At 40.3% G+C, this 18,688-nt stretch carries 19 protein-coding genes and 1 riboswitch; of the genes, 12 read left to right on the top strand and 7 right to left on the bottom strand.

The window, feature by feature from the left end; genetic code table 11:
* Positions 1-38: 38 nt before the first annotated feature.
* The 3 genes from FLM47_RS12820 to recQ all read right to left on the bottom strand — a co-directional run bounded on the left by FLM47_RS12820 (position 39) and on the right by recQ (position 4,012).
* On the bottom strand, positions 39-1,757 hold the full coding sequence (locus FLM47_RS12820; RefSeq protein WP_178956563.1) for a POTRA domain-containing protein: 1,719 nt from the start codon (positions 1,755-1,757) through the stop codon (positions 39-41).
* Positions 1,758-1,896: 139 nt separating this feature from the next.
* Positions 1,897-2,181 carry a DUF3630 family protein gene (locus tag FLM47_RS12815; RefSeq protein WP_010391549.1) on the bottom strand — a complete coding sequence of 95 codons (285 nt, stop codon included), beginning with the start codon at positions 2,179-2,181 and terminating at the stop codon, positions 1,897-1,899.
* Between the two features lie 7 nt (positions 2,182-2,188).
* Positions 2,189-4,012 carry a DNA helicase RecQ gene (recQ, locus tag FLM47_RS12810; protein ID WP_054201899.1) on the bottom strand — a complete coding sequence of 608 codons (1,824 nt, stop codon included), beginning with the start codon at positions 4,010-4,012 and terminating at the stop codon, positions 2,189-2,191.
* Between the two features lie 142 nt (positions 4,013-4,154).
* On the opposite strand from recQ, the gene FLM47_RS12805 reads away from it, so the two are divergent.
* Together FLM47_RS12805 and rarD are read left to right on the top strand one after the other, a co-directional pair.
* The gene (locus FLM47_RS12805) at positions 4,155-4,610 is read left to right on the top strand and encodes a thioesterase family protein (RefSeq protein ID WP_171039605.1); all 456 of its coding nucleotides are present in this window, start codon (positions 4,155-4,157) and stop codon (positions 4,608-4,610) included.
* 51 nt (positions 4,611-4,661) lie between these two features.
* On the top strand, positions 4,662-5,582 hold the full coding sequence (rarD, locus tag FLM47_RS12800) for an EamA family transporter RarD (protein ID WP_178956562.1): 921 nt from the start codon (positions 4,662-4,664) through the stop codon (positions 5,580-5,582).
* A gap of 3 nt (positions 5,583-5,585) precedes the next feature.
* Here rarD and FLM47_RS12795 read toward each other — a convergent pair whose 3' ends face one another.
* Together FLM47_RS12795 and FLM47_RS12790 are read right to left on the bottom strand one after the other, a co-directional pair.
* Positions 5,586-6,818 (bottom strand): response regulator, encoded by a 1,233-nt coding sequence (locus tag FLM47_RS12795; protein WP_138606647.1) that lies wholly within the window; start codon positions 6,816-6,818, stop codon positions 5,586-5,588.
* Between the two features lie 86 nt (positions 6,819-6,904).
* Positions 6,905-7,279 (bottom strand): DUF413 domain-containing protein, encoded by a 375-nt coding sequence (locus FLM47_RS12790; RefSeq protein ID WP_138606645.1) that lies wholly within the window; start codon positions 7,277-7,279, stop codon positions 6,905-6,907.
* Positions 7,280-7,368: 89 nt separating this feature from the next.
* Between FLM47_RS12790 and FLM47_RS12785 the strand changes: the two genes are divergently transcribed.
* The 8 genes from FLM47_RS12785 (at position 7,369) to ung (ending at position 14,997) form a co-directional block, all read left to right on the top strand.
* Entirely contained in the window at positions 7,369-8,238 is an 870-nt protein-coding gene (locus tag FLM47_RS12785) for a LysR family transcriptional regulator (RefSeq protein WP_008467766.1), read from the top strand.
* A 163-nt stretch (positions 8,239-8,401) separates the two neighbouring features.
* Positions 8,402-9,331, top strand: coding sequence for a porin (locus FLM47_RS12780; RefSeq protein ID WP_010391543.1), 930 nt, complete (start codon positions 8,402-8,404; stop codon positions 9,329-9,331).
* 57 nt (positions 9,332-9,388) lie between these two features.
* Positions 9,389-9,519, top strand: a riboswitch (cobalamin riboswitch).
* A gap of 73 nt (positions 9,520-9,592) precedes the next feature.
* Positions 9,593-10,405, top strand: coding sequence for an ABC transporter ATP-binding protein (locus tag FLM47_RS12775; protein ID WP_178956561.1), 813 nt, complete (start codon positions 9,593-9,595; stop codon positions 10,403-10,405).
* 1 nt (position 10,406) lies between these two features.
* Entirely contained in the window at positions 10,407-11,417 is a 1,011-nt protein-coding gene (locus tag FLM47_RS12770; protein ID WP_178956560.1) for an iron ABC transporter permease, read from the top strand.
* Positions 11,417-12,898 carry a cobyric acid synthase gene (locus FLM47_RS12765; protein ID WP_178956559.1) on the top strand — a complete coding sequence of 494 codons (1,482 nt, stop codon included), beginning with the start codon at positions 11,417-11,419 and terminating at the stop codon, positions 12,896-12,898. Before FLM47_RS12770 ends, FLM47_RS12765 begins: the two co-directional genes overlap by 1 nt.
* Positions 12,891-13,490 (top strand): cob(I)yrinic acid a,c-diamide adenosyltransferase, encoded by a 600-nt coding sequence (cobO, locus tag FLM47_RS12760; RefSeq protein WP_010391538.1) that lies wholly within the window; start codon positions 12,891-12,893, stop codon positions 13,488-13,490. The genes FLM47_RS12765 and cobO overlap by 8 nt, the downstream gene beginning before the upstream one ends.
* Positions 13,490-14,338 carry a cobalamin-binding protein gene (locus FLM47_RS12755; RefSeq protein WP_178956558.1) on the top strand — a complete coding sequence of 283 codons (849 nt, stop codon included), beginning with the start codon at positions 13,490-13,492 and terminating at the stop codon, positions 14,336-14,338. Before cobO ends, FLM47_RS12755 begins: the two co-directional genes overlap by 1 nt.
* Complete coding sequence (gene ung / locus FLM47_RS12750; RefSeq protein ID WP_016900536.1) at positions 14,335-14,997, top strand: uracil-DNA glycosylase; 663 nt, start codon at positions 14,335-14,337, stop codon at positions 14,995-14,997. Before FLM47_RS12755 ends, ung begins: the two co-directional genes overlap by 4 nt.
* A gap of 59 nt (positions 14,998-15,056) precedes the next feature.
* Here the strand turns inward: ung and FLM47_RS12745 are convergent, their stop codons facing one another.
* Positions 15,057-15,245 carry a DUF3545 family protein gene (locus FLM47_RS12745; protein ID WP_008110646.1) on the bottom strand — a complete coding sequence of 63 codons (189 nt, stop codon included), beginning with the start codon at positions 15,243-15,245 and terminating at the stop codon, positions 15,057-15,059.
* Between the two features lie 227 nt (positions 15,246-15,472).
* Positions 15,473-16,423, bottom strand: a complete 951-nt coding sequence (tal, locus tag FLM47_RS12740; protein WP_008110647.1) for a transaldolase — start codon at positions 16,421-16,423, stop codon at positions 15,473-15,475.
* Between the two features lie 218 nt (positions 16,424-16,641).
* Between tal and yaaA the strand changes: the two genes are divergently transcribed.
* Positions 16,642-17,421, top strand: a complete 780-nt coding sequence (gene yaaA, locus FLM47_RS12735) for a peroxide stress protein YaaA (protein ID WP_013465813.1) — start codon at positions 16,642-16,644, stop codon at positions 17,419-17,421.
* Positions 17,422-17,527: 106 nt separating this feature from the next.
* Positions 17,528-18,487, top strand: a complete 960-nt coding sequence (locus tag FLM47_RS12730) for a mechanosensitive ion channel family protein (RefSeq protein WP_138606631.1) — start codon at positions 17,528-17,530, stop codon at positions 18,485-18,487.
* The last annotated feature ends 201 nt before the right edge of the window (positions 18,488-18,688 follow it).

Below are 18,688 nucleotides of genomic sequence, written 5' to 3'. Positions count from 1 at the left end.
GCAAAGTGTAACGTGTTAGCTTTGTGCGCAGTAGTGATTTAAAAAGAATTTTTAACGCTCAGTAGCCATTGTACCGAGTCAACATCGTTATATTTATTTAGTGGCGCGGCAATATCAAGGTGGATCATAGTACCCGCGTTGGCGCGACTTGGCGCAAGGCGTAAACCGAGTCCAACATTTTTAAGTACAGGTGTGTTTTCAACTTGATACAGGGTATTCGAGTCATTGTTATACCATGCGCGACCTACATCTAGAAAGGCTGCGCCTCCCACTTTAAACAGTTGTAGTAAGTCATACTCCCAATAGTAGCGCTTTTCTAAGCTGACTAAAAAACTCCGATCGCCATGTTGAAACTCAATAGGGTAACCGCGTAAACCTGTTTCGCCCCCGAGAGTGAGCTGCTTATCGTTGGTGAGGTTTTTTGCGTATTGTAGCCTGGCTTTTACATACCAAGACTGATCAATACTGGTATTTAAATAATATTGAATTTGGCTGGTGGTGATTAAGTTTTCAAGCTGTTTTTGTTCTTTATTCCAATAACCTTGAATATCTGCGTGAAACCGCCATAGCGTATTATCACCACTAAAATGTGCTTTGTTAAAGTTAAACGAGTAAATAGCGCGGCTATCGTCGTTACTAATTGATTCATCAGAATAACCCAGCGTAGCTTTTATATTCCAACCTAAATTTAAATCCTCGGTACGGTAAATACTGTCAAAGTTACGCACCTTTATAAAGTAATCTTCAAACCAGTGGCCGCTTACATAAGGATAACTAAGCTGCCTATTTTCAGCTAGCGGCACAGTGGTTTCATCTATGCTTTTAAATGTTTGTTGCTCATCGATATAACCTAGGCTCAAGCGCTGTGTCCAGTTATGGCTAAGGGCTTTAGAGTGACCAAAAAATACCTGATTTAGATCGGTGGTCTGTTCAAACTCACTAAATTTATCGCCCCTGAGATAGAGCGCCTCTTCTCGCTGGGTCGAGTAACTCAAGGCACCATAACTGTAAGGTGTATCGATGGCGTAAAACGGATAAGTTAGCTCAACTAAGTGGCTTTTACCGTCACTGTTATCGGCATACTCTATACGACCTCTGTAGCGTGTTGATAGGATATTTGGATCATCGTAAACAAATAAATAGCCATTACGATCACTGTCGGTTTTGCGAGCAAACGATAATCGTTTGCCCCAACCAAATAAGTTAGACTCGCGAAAGCCGATACTTGATTTATTTTCGCCACCACTGCGGCTAAAGCTAAGCTCGGGTAGCAAAGTCCACAAATCGCGAGTCACCACGGTTACATCAATATCGCCATCGCAGTTTTCGTTGGCAACAATTTGTGCGTCATATAAATAGTTTTGTTTACGCAGTAGCCGCTCAGATTCAGCCAAGGTTTTTTGATTAAAAGTATCACCCGCTTTAAACAATAAAATGCTTTTAATAACCTCAGGCTCAGTTTGTATATGTGCACGATTAGCAAAGCGAAACAGTGCGTTGTTTTCAGCTTCGAGTTCGGTATTAAAAACATTAAGTTGTTTAAGATTAATTGAGGCAATTTTAGCGTTACTATTTATCGTAAGCGATGGAGGTTGAGACTCGATTTGTCGACGCAAGTTAATTTCAGAAGTTTTCAATGAATCGTCATTTTGGCAGCTTTGGGCTAGTGGCGTTTCTTGCGCGCAAACGCTGAGCATAAACATACTCAAAATAGAAAGGCTAAAACAACTACGTGCAATCCATTTTCTATTTAGCATTGACCCTCTTTAGCGCTATTTTGCAAAATAAAACACTTACTCTTAGCTTACATCATTGTTATTAATATGTAAGTAAAAGTGCCAATTTAGTTTATTTTTTATAGCAATTATAAGGTATTAGCGATAAATAGACGTGGCCTTAGCTTAAATAAAATGTTAACGCTGCCAATAGGTTGTCGGCATCTTGACCTTCGCCGTTAATCCACACACTTTGACTGTAATGCTCAAAATTTAAATTAAAAGTGTGGTTAGCATAGTTAAAACGCAGTTGGTGACGATCAGCCCCAGCTGCAAATTCACTAATGCTAATTTCATCGCTGTGCAAAAAAAACGTTCCCCATAACTCAAAGTCTTCATCGTGCGGCAACTCTGTTGGTTTAACAATAATGCATTGATGTGTGTGATCGTATTCAAGTTCGGTCATAAGGGGCTTATTGCGTTGCTAGATAATGTCGAATTGCGGTTAAAAACTCACCGCCATATTTGTTTAATTTAGTAAAACCAACCCCCGACACTTTTAAAAATTCACTGTCGTTGGTAGGCATAAGCTGCGCCATTTCGGCCAGCGTTTTATCGTTAAATACTACATAAGGGGGTACGTCATCGGCATCGGCTAATTCTTTACGTAATGCACGTAGGCGAGCAAATAACTTTTTATCGTAATTAAACTGCGCTAATTTATCCTGATAAACGTGCTTAGCTTGTAGGCGTGGTTCAGCCAGTTGTAGCGCATACTCACTCTTTAAAATAGCGCGTGCAGCTTCGGTAAGCCGTAGTGATGCGCCTTGGGTTATATCTTGGCTTAGTAGCCCTTGGTGAATAAGTTGGCGTAAAATACTGAGCCAAAACTCACTGCTTTTATCTTTACCTATGCCATAGGTGCTGAGTTCATGATGGTTGTTATCACGAATGCGGCTGGTATTTGCGCCGCGTAATAACTCTACAATGTAACCTAAGCCAAATCGTTGCTGTGCCCGATACACACACGAAAGAGCTTGTTGGGCCACCAGTGTGCCATCAAAGCTTTTTGGTGGATTTAAGCAAATATCGCAGTTACCGCACGGCTCTCGTTGGTATTCACTAAAGTAGTTTAATAATATTTGACGTCTGCAAGTCTGCGCTTCGGCAAAACTGGCCATGGCATTAAAACGCTGCTCTTCTACACGACGGCGTTGTTCATCGTCAATATCTTCAAAAAAGCGTCTAACCCGACCTATATCAGCGGGGTCAAAATACATAATGGCTTCTGCAGCGAGTCCATCACGTCCAGCGCGACCGGTTTCCTGATAATACGCTTCAATACTTTTTGGAATGTCGTAATGTAATACAAAACGTACGTTAGGCTTGTTAATTCCCATACCAAAGGCAACGGTGGCAACCACAATTTGAATATCGTCGCGGGCAAATCCAGTTTGCACAAATTGACGCTGTTCGTTACTCATTCCCGCATGATAAGCAGCCGCATTAAGGCCTGCATCGGCAAGCTTTTCAGCAATATCATCAACCCGCTTTCGACTGGTGCAATAAATAATGCCACTTTGATTTTTTTGTTCTTTCAAATAGCGCAGTAATTGCACCATAGGTTTAAATTTCTCTTCTATGGTGTAACGAATATTAGGGCGGTCAAAGCTGCCGGTATGAATATAAGGCTGCTGTAGCTTGAGTTGCTCAACAATATCAAAGCGGGTGGCTTTATCAGCGGTGGCAGTGAGTGCCATCATAGGTACATGTGTAAAGCGTTGCTTTAATTCATTTAATCTAAAATAGTGAGGTCTAAAGTCATGTCCCCAATGAGAAACACAGTGTGCTTCATCAATAGCAAACAAACTGACATTTAAATGCGATAAGCGCTCTAAAAATTCCCTTTGTAGTACTTTCTCTGGGGCAACATAAAGTAATTTTATTAGCCCCTGATGCAACTGCTGATAGACTAACTGCTGTTCTTCACGGGCTAAGCTGTTATTTATATAAGCGGCTTTTACGCCTAGAGCTTGTAACTGAGTTACTTGATCTTGCATTAAAGAAATGAGCGGAGAGATAACAATGGTTACCCCCTCTAATACTAGTGCGGGTATTTGGTAACACACCGATTTACCACCACCGGTAGGCAATAATACTAACGAGTCTTGGCCGTTAATCGCAGCATCGATTACTGCACTTTGACCGTCGCGAAATTCGCTGTAACCAAACACTTGTTTGAGTACAGTTTCAGGTTTACGCACCAGCGTATTTGGAGAGGGAGTTAGTGTATTCATCGGCGCTATTTTAGTGGTTTTTTATCAGTATGTCTTTAGCTTTCATTATTTGGTGTAAACATCGGTAATGATAATCGAGGAGGTTACAACAGCTTTAAGTTGTGCTTTACTCATCGTACCACCTTAAACATAGAGAATAATAATGAATAAAGAAATGTTGATTGAACAAGTTGGGGCATTGTTTGTAAATAATATGCCTTTTAACCAGTTTTTAAAAATAGCGGTGGAGTCACTTAGTACTGAACAAGCTAAAATCTCCTTTCCTTGGCAAGATGTATTAATAGGCAACCCTGCGCAAAAAATTCTCCATGGTGGGGTTATTTCGGCGGTACTTGATAATGTGGGTGGAATGCTTGCTGCCGCCAGCGTTATAGGAAAACTAGACGATGCAGATTTACCCAGTGTACATAAAAAGTTAGCCACACTGGGGACAATAGATTTACGCACCGACTATTTACGTCCAGGCAAAGGCGAGGTATTTATTGCTAGTGCTAAGCTGATTCGCTCAGGAAATAAAGTATGCGTGTGTCGAATGGAGTTGCACAACGAGAAGTCAGTACAAATTGCTTTTGGAACGGGCACGTATTTAGTTGGCTAAAAAGTGAGAGGGGGTTAAACTGACGGCCTTTTAAATCACCAAGTGGTTACTATGTCGATTGATACCGAGCAGCGAAAGGGTGCTATTTTTGCCTGCCTCGCTTTTTTTATGTGGGGCCTCGCACCCATTTATTTTAAGATGATCCAACATGTGTCAGCATTTGAAATTTTAATGCACCGTGTTATTTGGTCAGTGGTGTTTCTTATTGTGGTGGTGAGTGTGCTCAGCTACTGGGATAAAATTAAACGCATTTTAATCCAACCTAAACTTATTTTGATGTTAGTTGTTACCTCGACCTTACTAGGGTTTAACTGGGGATTGTTTATTTGGGCCATCAATAACAATCACATGTTGGATGCCAGCCTAGGTTACTACATTAATCCTCTATTGAATGTGTTGCTTGGTATGGTGTTTTTAAACGAACGATTACGTAAGTTGCAAGGTGTTGCTGTTGCTTTAGCTTTTACAGGCGTGTTGTTACAGCTAATTAGTTTTGGCTCATTCCCCGTGGTAGCGTTTTCATTAGCGACATCTTTCGCACTATATGGCTTATTACGTAAAAAGCTACAAGTTGATGCTCTGCCTGGGATTTTAATTGAGGCATTAATATTGTTACCCGTGGCGCTTACCTATTGGTGGCTAATGGTACCGACTGAAACGTCAAATTTACCAGCGAATGATTGGCTAACTAATGCATTATTGGTGAGCGCGGGCATAGTAACTACGCTGCCACTGCTGTGTTTTACCGGCGCGGCTAAGCGTTTGCAATATACAACGTTAGGGTTTTTTCAGTATATAGGGCCTAGCCTAATGTTTATTTTAGCGGTGGTATTTTATGGTGAGGTGTTTGATGCTGAGCGCGTAATTACCTTTGCGTGTATTTGGAGCGCATTGGCTATTTTTAGTTGGGACTCATACCATCAATCGCGAAAACGCAGAAAAGCGGCCATTGTAGCCTCTGGTGTGGTTTAAAAACTAAACCACTTTATTACGACCCGACTCTTTGGCTTTGTAGAGCTTTAAGTCGGCTTGTTTTAATAGCTCGTCAATCTGATAGGTTTTACTGTTGCTGAAGCCTATCGACAGCGTAAACTTGATGTTTGCTTGACTGAATTCATGACTGTTAAGCTCAATAAAAAGCCTGAAGCTCTCTAGTCGTTTTAGCGCCTCCTGTTCGGTTAGCTCAGTAAAAAATACCGCAAATTCTTCTCCGCCTAAACGGGCAACCAATTGGTTTTCAAAATATTTATTAAAGCATATCGCAAGCCCTTTAAGCACTTCATCTCCGGCATCATGACCATAGGTATCGTTAATCGCTTTAAAATGGTCAATATCAAGCATGGCGAGCTGTGCCGGCATTTTTGCTTTTTTAAACTGCTTTAATGACTTATTAGCCTCTTCAAAAAAGTAACGGCGATTAGGGAGTTTAGTTAAATAGTCGGTATTGGCTTGGCGTTTTATAGTTTCGATATGCTCTAGCATATCGACGTTTTGGCTCAACCGGCAGTAAAATTCTTCACTGTTAAAAGGTTTATATAGATAATCGTTTGCTCCATTTTTTAGAAATAAAGCAGACAAATTAGACGATGTAGCGCCTGAGATACCAATAACAGCTTTTTCGTCATTACTATAAATGCGCCTAATTTCATTACATAGCTCAATACCGCCCATGTTAGGCATTTCTTTATCGGTAATGATCACAGAGATGTCAGGGGTGTTTTCAAGCTCTTTAAGCGCCTCTAGGCCATCGGCTGCTTGAAAGATTTGATATTTATGACGTGTTAATAAATTACAAATATATTGGCGTGTTGAAGCTGAATCATCAACAACCAGTACTTTTACCTGCTTATTTCGAGGTAGGCGATAAAGCTGCTTTTCTAAATATTCGTAAGCTTGTTTATTGCCTTTGATAATGTAATCAATAATAGGGTATTTTTCGACGGTATCGCGAGTTTGATTATCGATATTGCCTGTCATAACTATGGTAGGAATATCTGCTGCAACGGTGCAGGGAACCGCTTCCCCTTGTGGGGCATCAGGTAATATAAAGTCTACCACTGCGCAAAAATAAGCATGTTTACTTATCAGCTCTTTAGTCTCAGCCAGCGACTGAGCAATATCAACCTCGTAGCCCGCTTTTTGCGCGATATGCTTTTGCACTCGCGCAATAGTAGGGGTGTCTTCAATAATAAGTATTCTGTGCGTCACGTAACAGCCTTGTTTAAATTTTGCAAAAGTGTTTGCTTATACAAGTTGTAACTGCTAAAACGCCAAAAAGCAACTATTGTAATGACTTATAGATTGTCAGCCTCAGAATAATAATCTTGGCTGATTGGTGTTGGCCCTGAAATTTTTGAGCGACCAAATAATGTATGAAATTTTGTTTTGCAGGTTGTTAGCTTTAAGTATTTAACCCATGCTCGCTCAATGGGGTTACTTGGCTCTATGATGCCACTTATTGCATTTACAAATTGTTGTTGATATTCGTTTTGCGGCTCAACTGTTTTGTTATACAAACTTTTTAAAACAACACCGTGCTGTTCTAAAATACTTGCCTCTAACAAGGTAAAGTGTCCGCTGCGGCTAAATCCGCGTGGAAAGTTTTGATCATCATAAAACTGACGTTGACTAACAAATGCTTGACGAAGTAGTGAAATATCATTGCTCATAGCTGTACCCTCATACCAATTATTAGCTGGAGTATGGGTCATAATCGCTATTTTTTTAAACAAAAAATTTTTATCGTGAGGATAAAAAATTGGACATAGATTTATTAAAAACATTTGTTGAAGTGGTGCGTACTCGCCATTTTGGTAAAGCGGCAGAAAACCTATACATAACGCAGTCTGCAGTGAGTTTTCGAATTCGTCAATTAGAGCAGGGCTTAGGCGTAAATTTATTTATTCGCCAGCGCAATAATATTCAACTAACGGCTCCGGGTGAGCGCTTGTTGCCGCATGCACAAATGATTATTACTGGAATGCAAAGGGCCAAAGTGGATGTTGCACTTGCAGATAATATGCATAAGCAAATCAGCTTGGCTGGGACTCCTAATATTTGGGATGCGTTTTTACAGTTTGGTATTACAAATATAGTATCGGCTATGCCCGGTGTATCTTTGGTGGCAGAGGTAAAAGCACAACAAGAGAGTACTCGATTACTATTAGAGCGCACCCTTGATCTAGCCATTTTATTTGATCCACCAAAAGTAGACGAACTCGTTGTTGAACGAATTTGTGAACTACCTATTATTCCGGTTAGTGGCTACGATACCGCAACAGGCGATAACTTTTTTGATAATCAATATGTTTATGTTGATTGGGGAACTACGTTTTCTCTTTGGCACGCCCGTCAGTTTACCGGTAAAACGCCGCCTTATTTTAGAACCAGTACCGGACGTATAGCCCTTGATTTAATACTGCAATGTGGCGGCAGTGCGTTTATTCCACAGGTATTAGTTAAAGACCATTTAGAAAAAGGCGAACTTTTTCATGTAAAAGGGGTAGAAAATACGTCAAGAGATGTATTTGTTGCCTATCATAGAGATAACGAACAGAAAGAGTTAATAGAAACTCTGGTTAATTTGCTGTCGCAAATGACACCGAGTTTACTGAAACAAAGTAAGTAGTCGTTAGACGGTATATTTTAGATGTTATTTTGATTTCAGATTTAATGCAGTTTTATTAACTTAAAAAGACAAAAATATGTCCTTTGTAATATTTTTGTCATTTAGCGGTGACACACTGCTGCTGTTTTAAAAATTAGTCTATTGTGTTTATCGAGGAAATAACATGAAATTTGCAAAATCGAGCCTATGCCTAGCCTTACTTAGTGGTTTATCTTTTAATGCGCTTGCAGAAGTAGACATTTACGGTAAAGCGAATGTAACCGTTCAATCATCTGATGATGGAGAAGGGTCGTTTACTGAAATTAAAAGTAATGCATCTCGTTTCGGACTTAAGGGGTCTGAAAAAATTTCAGACGGTTTAGAAGCTGTTTATAAGTTTGAGTTTCAGGTTGATGTGTCGGACGCTGACTCAAAAGGCGATAAAGATAATATTTCAGCGCGTAATCAATATGTAGGTTTTAAAGGTTCATTTGGTCAGGTAGTAATAGGCCGTAACGATACCGCGCTAAAGCAGGCGCAAGGTAAACTTGATTTATTTAATGACCTTGAAGGTGATATTAAAAACACGTTTAAAGGTGAAAACCGCTTAGGTAACTCAGTATCTTACGCTTCAAACTCATATGAAGGCTTTAAAGTATTAGCTTCATTTATTGCAGAAGATGATAAAGATGCCAAAAATGGTTACTCAGTGGCGTTAACTTATGGTGATGCTGGCCTTAAAAAGAGCGCTGTATACGCTGCTGTTGCTGCTGATAGTGAAGTAAATGGTTACGACGTAGTACGTGCAACAGTTCAAGGTAAAATTGAAGACTTTAGACTTGGTGCAATGTACCAAACACAAGAAAAAGTAGACGGTAGCGCTGAAGCTGACGGTTACTTAGTGAATGCAGCTTACCTAATGGGTAGCAACACTTTTAAAGTGCAATATCAAACAATGGATTTTGATGACAGCGATGATAAAAGTGCAGTATCGGTAGGTGTTGATCACAAGCTAAACAAAAATCTTAAGGTGTTTGGCTTTTACTCAAGTTTTGATATGGACAACAACGTTGACCAAGATTACCTAGGTTTAGGTATGGAATATAAGTTTTAACTAAACCTTAGTTAAAACACTCCCTTTTAACCGCACTCAGCTGAGTGCGGTTTTTTTTGCTTTAAATTATTTACTTATCTGCGCATAATAGCCAAGCATTTGGAATGAGGTGAAACTCCTCAACTATACCCGTAACTGTAATCAGTTTTACTGTAAGTCAGATACAAGTGCCTTAAAACTTCATATAACGAGCGGGTTAACTCATTTTCTTTTTGGTACTTGTGGTACTGAGTGTGGGTTTTCCCTGCCTAGGATAATTTTTTGCACACTCAAACCGCTAAAAAAACTGCACTTCTAACCGTTAATAATGTCTCTTGGCGAGTGGGTAACACCTTAATCCTTGAGCATATTAATTTGAGTATTGAGCGTGGCAAGTTTGTTGGCTTAATTGGTCCTAATGGTGCGGGAAAATCGAGTTTACTGCGTTGCTTGTATCGATTTAATCAGCCGTCAGCGGGAGAGGTTAAATTTAATAACACCGATATTTGGCAACTAAAAAGCGAAGACTACGCCAAGCAAGTTGCCGTTGTGCTACAAGAAACACCGTCGCAATTTAACCTCTCGTTATTCGATGTTGTGGCTCTAGGGCTTACGCCACATAAAACGCTATTCAGTTCGACCACCCAAGCAGATAAACAAAAAATAGCTCAGGCTATTAGCCATGTGGGGCTTGAATCTCATAGTACTCAATTATTTGATTCGCTATCTGGCGGTGAAAAGCAACGAGCCTTTATTGCCCGCGCTATTGTGCAGCAACCGCAACTTCTTATTATGGATGAACCAACTAGTCACCTTGATGTGAAATATCAAATTCAACTGATGGAGCTGGCTAAATCTCTAGGGATCACGGTATTTGCGTCATTTCATGACTTAAATTTAGCTGCTGCTATGTGTGATGAGTTAGTGGTTATTAAAAATGGAAAAGTTGTTGATGCAGGTAAGCCAAATAAAGTGGTCACTGAGCAGATACTGGATGAGGTGTTTGGCGTTTGTGCACAAGTGAGCACTCACCCTCAATCAGCAGCTTCGGGTGAGGCTATTCCTCATATTACTTATTATTATGGATACCAATAATATGACGGTTTTTTCTAACCATACCGTTGCATTAATCGCTGCGCTACTATGCGCACTATTAAGTTTATTTATTGCACTGAGTTTTGGTGCGGCACCCACGTCGCTCGCAGATGTATATCAAAGCTTAACCTTTTCAAACGAGGCTTTATTCACCAGCCGTATTATTATTGAATTAAGAATGCCACGTACTTTACTGGCTTTTTTAGCTGGGAGTGGCTTAGCGATTGCAGGTTTAATACTACAAACAGTCACCCGTAACCCCTTAGCAGATCCTTACTTATTTGGTATTTCGTCCGGCGCTTCATTAGGTGTGGTTATACTAATGTCTTTTGTGGGAGCAGGGGCGGGTATTGCGCTATCTGGGGCGGCATTAACCGGTAGTTTAGTGGCGATGGGATTATTAATTTTAATTGCTGGCAGCCAGCGTAATGCCCAAGTTGAATCGATGTTATTGGCGGGGGTAGCCTTATCATTTTTATTTAGTGCTTTTACTAGTTTGTTACTTTATTGGAGCGATCCACAAGCAGTCGCGGCTATTTTATTTTGGACTTTAGGTAGTTTTGCTAAAGCACAGTGGCAGTCGCTGCTATTACCTGTCTTAGTCATTATAGTCTGTACAATAATCATGTTGGGTTTTAGGCGTCAGCTTAATGCCATGTTGTTAGGCGATGAAAGTGCGACAACGCTTGGCGTAAGAGTACATCGTTTTAGAATTTTAATGCTTATTTTAAGCTCGTTGATCACGGCCGTGTTAGTTGCCAACTGTGGTGGTATTGGTTTTGTTGGCTTGATGGTGCCACACATAGTGCGCTTTTTTATCTCTCAAGGTAGCCGCGTTGGATTATTAATGACTGGATTAGTCGGGGGAATATTTATGGTGTGGGTCGATGTGCTCGCTCGCTCACTATTAAGTAATCAAGAGTTGCCAATCGGAGTGATCACGGCGGCTATCGGCAGTCTATTCTTTTTAAGTATATTGTATTTTCGTAAGCGTCAGCTGGTGGTTCAATAATGAAAACACTAATGGTACAAGGCACTACCTCAGATGCGGGTAAAAGTACCCTGGTTGCAGCACTTTGCAGAGTGTTTGCTAATCAAGGTGTTAATGTTGCGCCGTTTAAACCGCAAAATATGGCGCTTAATAGTGCCGTAACTCATGATGGCGGTGAAATTGGTAGAGCACAAGCATTACAAGCCGTTGCGGCAAAAGTAGCACCTGAAATAGACTTCAACCCGATATTACTCAAACCCAATAGTGATACCGGCGCGCAAGTTATTATTCATGGTAGGGCTATTAGCAATATGGAAGCCGACTCTTACCATGACTATAAAAAAGTGGCTATGGAAGCGGTATTAACCTCGCATAATCGTTTAGCTAAACGCTTTGACTTATTGTTGGTTGAAGGGGCTGGTAGCCCAGCTGAAATTAACTTACGCGCAAACGATATCGCCAATATGGGCTACGCCGAAAAGGTTGATTGCCCGGTTATTATTATTGCTGATATTGATAAAGGGGGTGTGTTTGCTCACCTAGTAGGGACTTTGGCGCTATTAAGCGAATCAGAGCAAGCACGGGTAAAAGGCTTTGTGATTAACCGTTTTCGTGGTGACATTAGCCTATTACAAGGCGGGTTAGATTGGCTTGAAGAGTATACAGGTAAACCTGTGTTAGGGGTGTTACCCTACCTACACGATTTAGCACTTGATGCCGAAGATGCCGTTGCCATAGATAATAATGTGACCGAAGCCAGCATTAATATTGCGGTGCTGCTAGTGCCTCATATTAGTAACCATACCGATTTTGATGCACTGCGATTACACCCAAATATAAATATAACCTATGTGCGCCATACTCAAACAATTCCTGATGTTGATTTAATTATTGTGCCTGGCAGTAAAAATGTACTCAGCGATTTGGTATTTTTAAAAAATGAAGGCTGGGATAAGCAAATTAAACGCCATTTACGCTATGGTGGCAAAGTATTGGGTATTTGCGGCGGTATGCAAATGCTAGGTAATACGATTTGTGACCCTAATGCGGTGGAATCATCATTAGGGCAAATAGCTGGGTTAGCGCTTAGTGATTTTGATACCACATTAGGTGAACAAAAAGTGCTAAGCCAAGTAAACGCCACTATTAGTTTAAACCAGCAGCAGGTTGCTTGTCAGGGTTACGAAATACATGCTGGGATCAGTAAAGGTCAAGCGCTCAATAAACCACTTATTCACTTTAATAAACACCCCAATGGCTTTACTACGGATGGTTTTATTAGTGACGATAATGCCATTGCTGGTACTTATTTACATGGCTTATTTGACAACGCAGCCGCTACAGAGCTGCTATTAAAGTGGCTAAAACCAGACAGTGAAATTAGTGGTATCAGCATCAATGAGCATCGCGAGCGCCAGCTAGAACGCCTCGCTGAAATGTGCCAAACACATTTAAACATTGAACAAATTATTAAAATTTACCAAGGACATAACAATGACTGAATCAACAAACGACAAGCACCAACAGCGCCAGCAAAAAGTAAAAGAACAAGTTGATGCTCGAGTAGCAGCGGCACAGCAAGAAAAAGGCATTTTTCAGGTTATTACTGGTAATGGCAAAGGTAAATCAACCTCTGGTTTTGGTGTGGTTGCACGCTGTGTTGGCCATGGTAAAAAGGCCGCGGTATGTCAGTTCATTAAAGGTACATGGGAATGTGGTGAGCGTAATTTACTACAAGGTGCTGGAGTTGAATTTGCTGTTATGAACACAGGTTTTACTTGGGATACGCAAAATAAAGAGGCCGATACTGCGGCAGCACAAGCAACATGGCAAGAGTCAAAGCGGATGCTAAGCGACAGCAGTATCGATGTGGTATTACTCGATGAGCTCACCTATATGGTGACCTATGGCTATATCGACCTTGAGGAAGTGGTTGCTGCAATTAACAACCGACCTGCAATGCAATCGGTAATTATTACTGGCCGTGCTGCGCACCGTACCTTAATTGAGCTGGCCGATACCGTAAGTGAAGTGCGTAATGTAAAGCATGCGTTTGAGTCGGGCGTAAAAGCACTAAAAGGCTTTGATTACTAATGTTAAAACGCATTATTCTTGGGCTGTTATTGTTTGCTGTTTATGTACCTCAAGCCTTAGCCGACAAGCCGCTTCGTATTGTGGCTTTGGCACCACACATAGTCGAAAATTTATATGCCATTGGGGCGGGTGATCTAATAGTGGGCACGCTGGATTACGCAGATTACCCACAAGAGGCGACTAAAATTGAGCGTATCGGCGGCTATAATGGCATTTCTATCGAAAAGTTACTCATGCTCAAGCCTGACATGGTCATTGCGTGGAAAAGCGGTAATCAGGCAGAAGATTTAGCACAAATTAAGCGACTAGGGATTGAATTGCATTTAAGTAATCCACGCTCTATTGAAGGCGTTGCTAAAGAAATACTAAAACTAGGTCAATTAACGGGTCGTATTGAGCAAAGTAAAAAGGTAGCAGAGGCATTTACAGCTAAGCTCAACGCAATTAAAGCCGCGCAGCATAATAAAACCACGCTTACTGGGTTTTATCAGCTGTGGCCTGAGCCTATGATGACGGTATCAAAAAATACCTGGATAAATCAGTTAATCGAAACCTGCCAAGTAACTAATGTATTTGCCGACAGCGACACAGATTACCCACAAATCAGTATTGAAAACGTGATAGTGACTAAGCCACAAGTTATTATTATTCCTGATGAAAAATCAAAACGGGTAATACCTACAGTTAATTGGCAGCAATGGCCTGAAATTCCGGCGGTTAAATATGAGCAATTTATTAGCGTTAACGCGGATTTATTACATCGTTTTTCCCCTAGAATGCTTGATGGATTAGCACAAATGTGTGACAAAGTTGAGGTATCTAGAGAACTTATTAAGAGTCAATTATGAGCAACTGGTCATCTTTTTTAAATCACGAACTTAGCCAAGCATATATGCAGCAAACCCTTGAATATGTTGCGAATAAACGATCAAACGGTATTGCTGTGTTTCCACCAGAACCGCAGGTGTTTAACGCGTTTGATGCAACTCCACTTAGTGACATTAAAGTGGTTATATTAGGTCAAGACCCTTACCATGGAGAAGGGCAAGCGCATGGCTTGTGTTTTTCTGTATTGCCTGAAGTTAAAAAGCTCCCGCCTTCACTTAAAAATATTTATAAAGAGTTAGTGACGGACATTAATGGTTTTATTACACCGGAGCATGGCTATTTACAAAGCTGGGCAGATCAAGGTGTGTTTTTGCTTAATACCGTACTAACAGTAGAGCAAGGGCAAGCCCATTCCCATAAACATTTAGGTTGGGAGCAATTTACCGATAACGTAATTACTCATATAAATGAGCATTGCCAAGGAGTGGTGTTTATTTTGTGGGGCGCACATGCACAAAAAAAAGGTAAAAGCATTGATCGCCAGCGCCATCATGTATTGTCTGGGCCGCACCCTTCACCGCTTTCAGCGCATCGCGGCTTTTTTGGCTGTCAGCACTTTTCAAAAACCAATGAGCTGTTAATAGCGCAAGGAGCACAGCCCATTAATTGGCAAGTATAGGGTAATTGGTATTAAAAAAGGCTTTCATAAATGAAAGCCTTTTTAGTTGCTGTTGTTGATTAAAACTCTAACTCATCAATAGCAATACTATCAGCAAAATAGTCGAGCTCCTGTAGTTCTTTGCGCAAACGTTGCTTATCTTTTATTGCTTCTATTTCGCGCCATTTTCTTTTTTTATTTTTTTGAGAGGTTTTTTTCGATGTATCAGAACCTTCTAATATTTCTATTATTTCGTTTAGGCTATCCATTGATTATCTCCTATTGACCACTTTTTGAACCTCGGCATTATCTATACCACAGCTATTAATAAAATAGAATATAAATGTGACGAAACTGTTACTAATGGGTGGTGTTTTGATGAAGATCAATACAAAAAGAACGTAAATAGGAACAAGTCGAGTATTTAAAATAAATCGCAGGCACAAAAAAACGTCGCTAAAAAGCGACGTTTTTAAATTCGTTAAACAGCTGTTAGTTACATCGCTTTAAAGCGTGCTTCTAATTGCTCTTGCGCATCTGCAAATGAGCGAATACCTTCAGCTAGTTTCTCAGTAGCCATAGCATCTTGGTTATGTAACCAACGGAACTGTGCTTCGCTAAGTGGCTCTGGTTTTGGCTCTTTAGCAATATCGCTCTCTAGTAAGTATTCTTGTGCGTCTTCTAAATTACCTAGCTCTTCTAAAAGATTAGGGCTAATTGTTAGCTTATCGCAGCCTGTAAGGGCAATAATTTCGCCGGTGTTACGAAAGCTTGCGCCCATAACAACCGTTTTGTAATCGTGACGTTTATAAAACTCAAAAATACTACGCACCGATTGTACACCAGGATCTTGTAGCGGGTCGGTTGGTTTTTCCATACCGTTTGCTACGTGCCAATCTAAAATTCTGCCAACAAATGGCGAAATTAAAAATACGTTTGCATCAGCACAGGCACGGGCTTGAGCATCACTAAATAAAAGCGTTAAGTTACATTTAGTGCCTTCTTTTTCTAACTGTTCTGCGGCTTTAATGCCTTCCCATGTTGACGCTACTTTAATTAAAATCTTGTCTTTGCTTACGCCTTCTTTTTCGTAAAGGCTCAATAGCGTATGTGCTTTATTAATTGTTGCTTGAGTATCAAATGATAAACGTGCATCAACTTCAGTAGAAATATAACCCGGTACAATTTCGCTAATTTCTTTACCAAGTAATACTGCAAAATAATCACAAGCCAGCTCTAGTTGTTTTGCAGGCTGTTGCTCGGTTTCTTTAGCGTATTGCCATGCTTTATCTAGATAAGGTTTGTAAGCTTCAATCTCGCTCGCTTTTAAAAGCAGCGATGGATTGGTAGTCGCATCTTCAGGTTGATGTTTTTTTATGGCTTCTATATCGCCCGTGTCGGCCACGATAGAAGAATGTTGTTTAAGCCTTTGTAGAGCGCTAGTCATTTGCTTTTCCTCATTCCAAGCAAGTTAAAAGAAAATCTAAACTACCTTAATATAGCTATACTGCAACAGTGTGACAATGCTTGATAGGTCTTATGTCCTTATCAATGAAAAAACGGTAACGGTTGAGTTTTAGGTAGGATAATTTTAAACAAAACGTGCTTTTCGTCTCATTTAATGTTGAAATTGACATTAAATAATTTACAAGTCAATAGCTAACTATGATCACTGTTATTTCACCAGCAAAGAATCTTGATTACGACACGCCACCCGCAACAGATAAGTTCACTCAACCTGAATTACTTGAGCACAGCGAAGCGCTCATGAAAGTATGCCGTGAACTAACTCCTGCGCAGATTGGCAGTTTAATGAAAATTAGCGATAAGCTCGCGGGCCTTAATGCAGCACGTTTTAGTGAGTGGGCGCAACCGTTTACTACGAGTAATGCTAAACAGGCTGTGCTTGCCTTTAATGGCGATGTATATGGCGGTTTAGATGCCGACACCCTAACGGCTAAGCAACTTGATTATGCTCAAGAGCATTTACGTATACTCTCGGGTTTATACGGATTATTAAAACCGCTTGATCTAATGCAAGCCTACCGCCTGGAAATGGGTACAAAGCTTGAAAACAGCCGTGGTAAAAACCTATATGAGTTTTGGGGCAGTATTATTGCTAATAAACTTAACGACGTTTTAGCGGCACAAGATGCACAATACTTAGTTAATTTAGCGTCTAACGAATACTTTAAAGCGGTAGATAAAAAAACGCTTAACGCACAAATTATTACGCCACATTTTAAAGACTGTAAAAACGGCCAATATAAAGTGATTAGCTTTTACGCTAAAAAAGCGCGCGGCATGATGGCGCGTTACCTTATCGAAAACCAAGTCACGCAATTAAGTCAGCTTAAAGAGTTTACCGTGGCCGGTTATTACTTTAGCTCAGAAGCAACCACTAAAGAACTTGAACCGGTATTTTTGCGCGAAGAGCAAAGCTAACACACTTTTTTAAAATGTTTAAAAAGCCATGCATTGCATGGCTTTTTATTTTGGCGCTATTTTTGCAGACCTTAGGTTATTAACCCAAACTAAGGTATAAAAACAAATGCTCTCAATTCCCTCAATTACAGAAGCCGAAAAACTCATAGAAGAGAAGCTCGGCGGTTGGTTTGATGTTGTTATAAGTCATATCCCTAACTTTATAGTCGCGGTGATTATTGCGATTATATTTTCATTTATTGCCCGCCTTGCAGGCAAAGGAATGAAAAAAGTATTGCGTCGTTCCCTCGATTCTACTCAAATTGCCGACTTAATGGCCTCCATTTTTAAAGTCATTGTTTTGAGTGTAGGAGTCTTTATTGCCCTTGATTTTATGGGTTTAAAAAGTACCGTTACGTCACTACTTGCGGGTGCAGGTATTGTTGGTCTCGCCATTGGTTTTGCTTTTCAAGATATGACCGAAAACCTAATTGCGGGTATTGCTATGGGTATTCGTAAACCGTTCAAAGCGGGTGATGTTATCGAGACCGATAACGTATTTGGTTCAGTGCATTCAATAAATTTACGTAACACACTAATAGAGAGCTTTTACGGGCAGTTGATACTGGTTCCTAATAAAATACTATTTAGAAATGTACTGCGTAATTACAGCACTTTAGGGGTCAGAAGAATAGAAGTACCAGTAGGTATTTCTTACGCTGACGATATAGAAAAAGCCAGTGAAGTTATTGTCGAAAAAATTAATCAATTCGACTTTGTGATCCGCAAAGATGAGACCGCGGTGTACGCAGAAGGCTTTGGTGATAGCAGTATAAACTTATTGGTATGGTTTTGGATTAAATACCCTGGTGAGCCCGATTTTATGACGGTGCGTCACAAAGGTGTTGTGGCAGTAAAGCAAGCACTCGATGCTGCTGATATAAGTATTCCGTTTCCTATTCGTACGTTGGATTTCGGTATTAAAGGCGGTGAAAAACTCGATGCCATGATAAGCGATAAAATAAGTCAGCAGTCAACTAGTAAAGAGGCTGATAGCAACACTGATACAAGCCAGGAAAGCAATTAATTTTAAATTTACAAGGGTAAAGCGGTAGGAAAAACTTACTGACTATCAGCGCGTTTTTACAAAGTAAAAACGCGCTTTTTATTATAATTAATTGATGTTCGGAAGTAACTAAAGCCTTGCGTTAACTAAGTTAAAAGCGTCTCAATTAGAAAACTATATCGATAAGGTTTCTCATTTCAAAATAGATTATTTAATTAATCG

Source organism: Pseudoalteromonas sp. Scap06, from assembly GCF_013394165.1.
Taxonomy (GTDB): domain Bacteria; phylum Pseudomonadota; class Gammaproteobacteria; order Enterobacterales; family Alteromonadaceae; genus Pseudoalteromonas.
Note: the sequence above shows the minus strand (reverse complement) of the source record. Positions and strands in the feature narration are given on the sequence as shown.

Excerpts from the sequence above, each read along its gene's own strand:
- tal (WP_008110647.1), bottom strand. The coding sequence starts at position 16,423 with ATGACTAGCGCTCTACAAAGGCTTAAACAACATTCTTCTATCGTGGCC.
- ung (WP_016900536.1), top strand. The coding sequence starts at position 14,335 with ATGAGCAACTGGTCATCTTTTTTAAATCACGAACTTAGCCAAGCATAT.
- FLM47_RS12790 (WP_138606645.1), bottom strand. The coding sequence starts at position 7,279 with ATGAGCAATGATATTTCACTACTTCGTCAAGCATTTGTTAGTCAACGT.
- rarD (WP_178956562.1), top strand. The coding sequence starts at position 4,662 with ATGTCGATTGATACCGAGCAGCGAAAGGGTGCTATTTTTGCCTGCCTC.
- FLM47_RS12770 (WP_178956560.1), top strand. The coding sequence starts at position 10,407 with ATGACGGTTTTTTCTAACCATACCGTTGCATTAATCGCTGCGCTACTA.
- FLM47_RS12745 (WP_008110646.1), bottom strand. The coding sequence starts at position 15,245 with ATGGATAGCCTAAACGAAATAATAGAAATATTAGAAGGTTCTGATACA.
- FLM47_RS12765 (WP_178956559.1), top strand. The coding sequence starts at position 11,417 with ATGAAAACACTAATGGTACAAGGCACTACCTCAGATGCGGGTAAAAGT.
- FLM47_RS12805 (WP_171039605.1), top strand. The coding sequence starts at position 4,155 with ATGAATAAAGAAATGTTGATTGAACAAGTTGGGGCATTGTTTGTAAAT.
- FLM47_RS12730 (WP_138606631.1), top strand. The coding sequence starts at position 17,528 with ATGCTCTCAATTCCCTCAATTACAGAAGCCGAAAAACTCATAGAAGAG.
- FLM47_RS12755 (WP_178956558.1), top strand. The coding sequence starts at position 13,490 with ATGTTAAAACGCATTATTCTTGGGCTGTTATTGTTTGCTGTTTATGTA.
- yaaA (WP_013465813.1), top strand. The coding sequence starts at position 16,642 with ATGATCACTGTTATTTCACCAGCAAAGAATCTTGATTACGACACGCCA.
- recQ (WP_054201899.1), bottom strand. The coding sequence starts at position 4,012 with ATGAATACACTAACTCCCTCTCCAAATACGCTGGTGCGTAAACCTGAA.
- cobO (WP_010391538.1), top strand. The coding sequence starts at position 12,891 with ATGACTGAATCAACAAACGACAAGCACCAACAGCGCCAGCAAAAAGTA.
- FLM47_RS12815 (WP_010391549.1), bottom strand. The coding sequence starts at position 2,181 with ATGACCGAACTTGAATACGATCACACACATCAATGCATTATTGTTAAA.
- FLM47_RS12780 (WP_010391543.1), top strand. The coding sequence starts at position 8,402 with ATGAAATTTGCAAAATCGAGCCTATGCCTAGCCTTACTTAGTGGTTTA.
- FLM47_RS12820 (WP_178956563.1), bottom strand. The coding sequence starts at position 1,757 with ATGCTAAATAGAAAATGGATTGCACGTAGTTGTTTTAGCCTTTCTATT.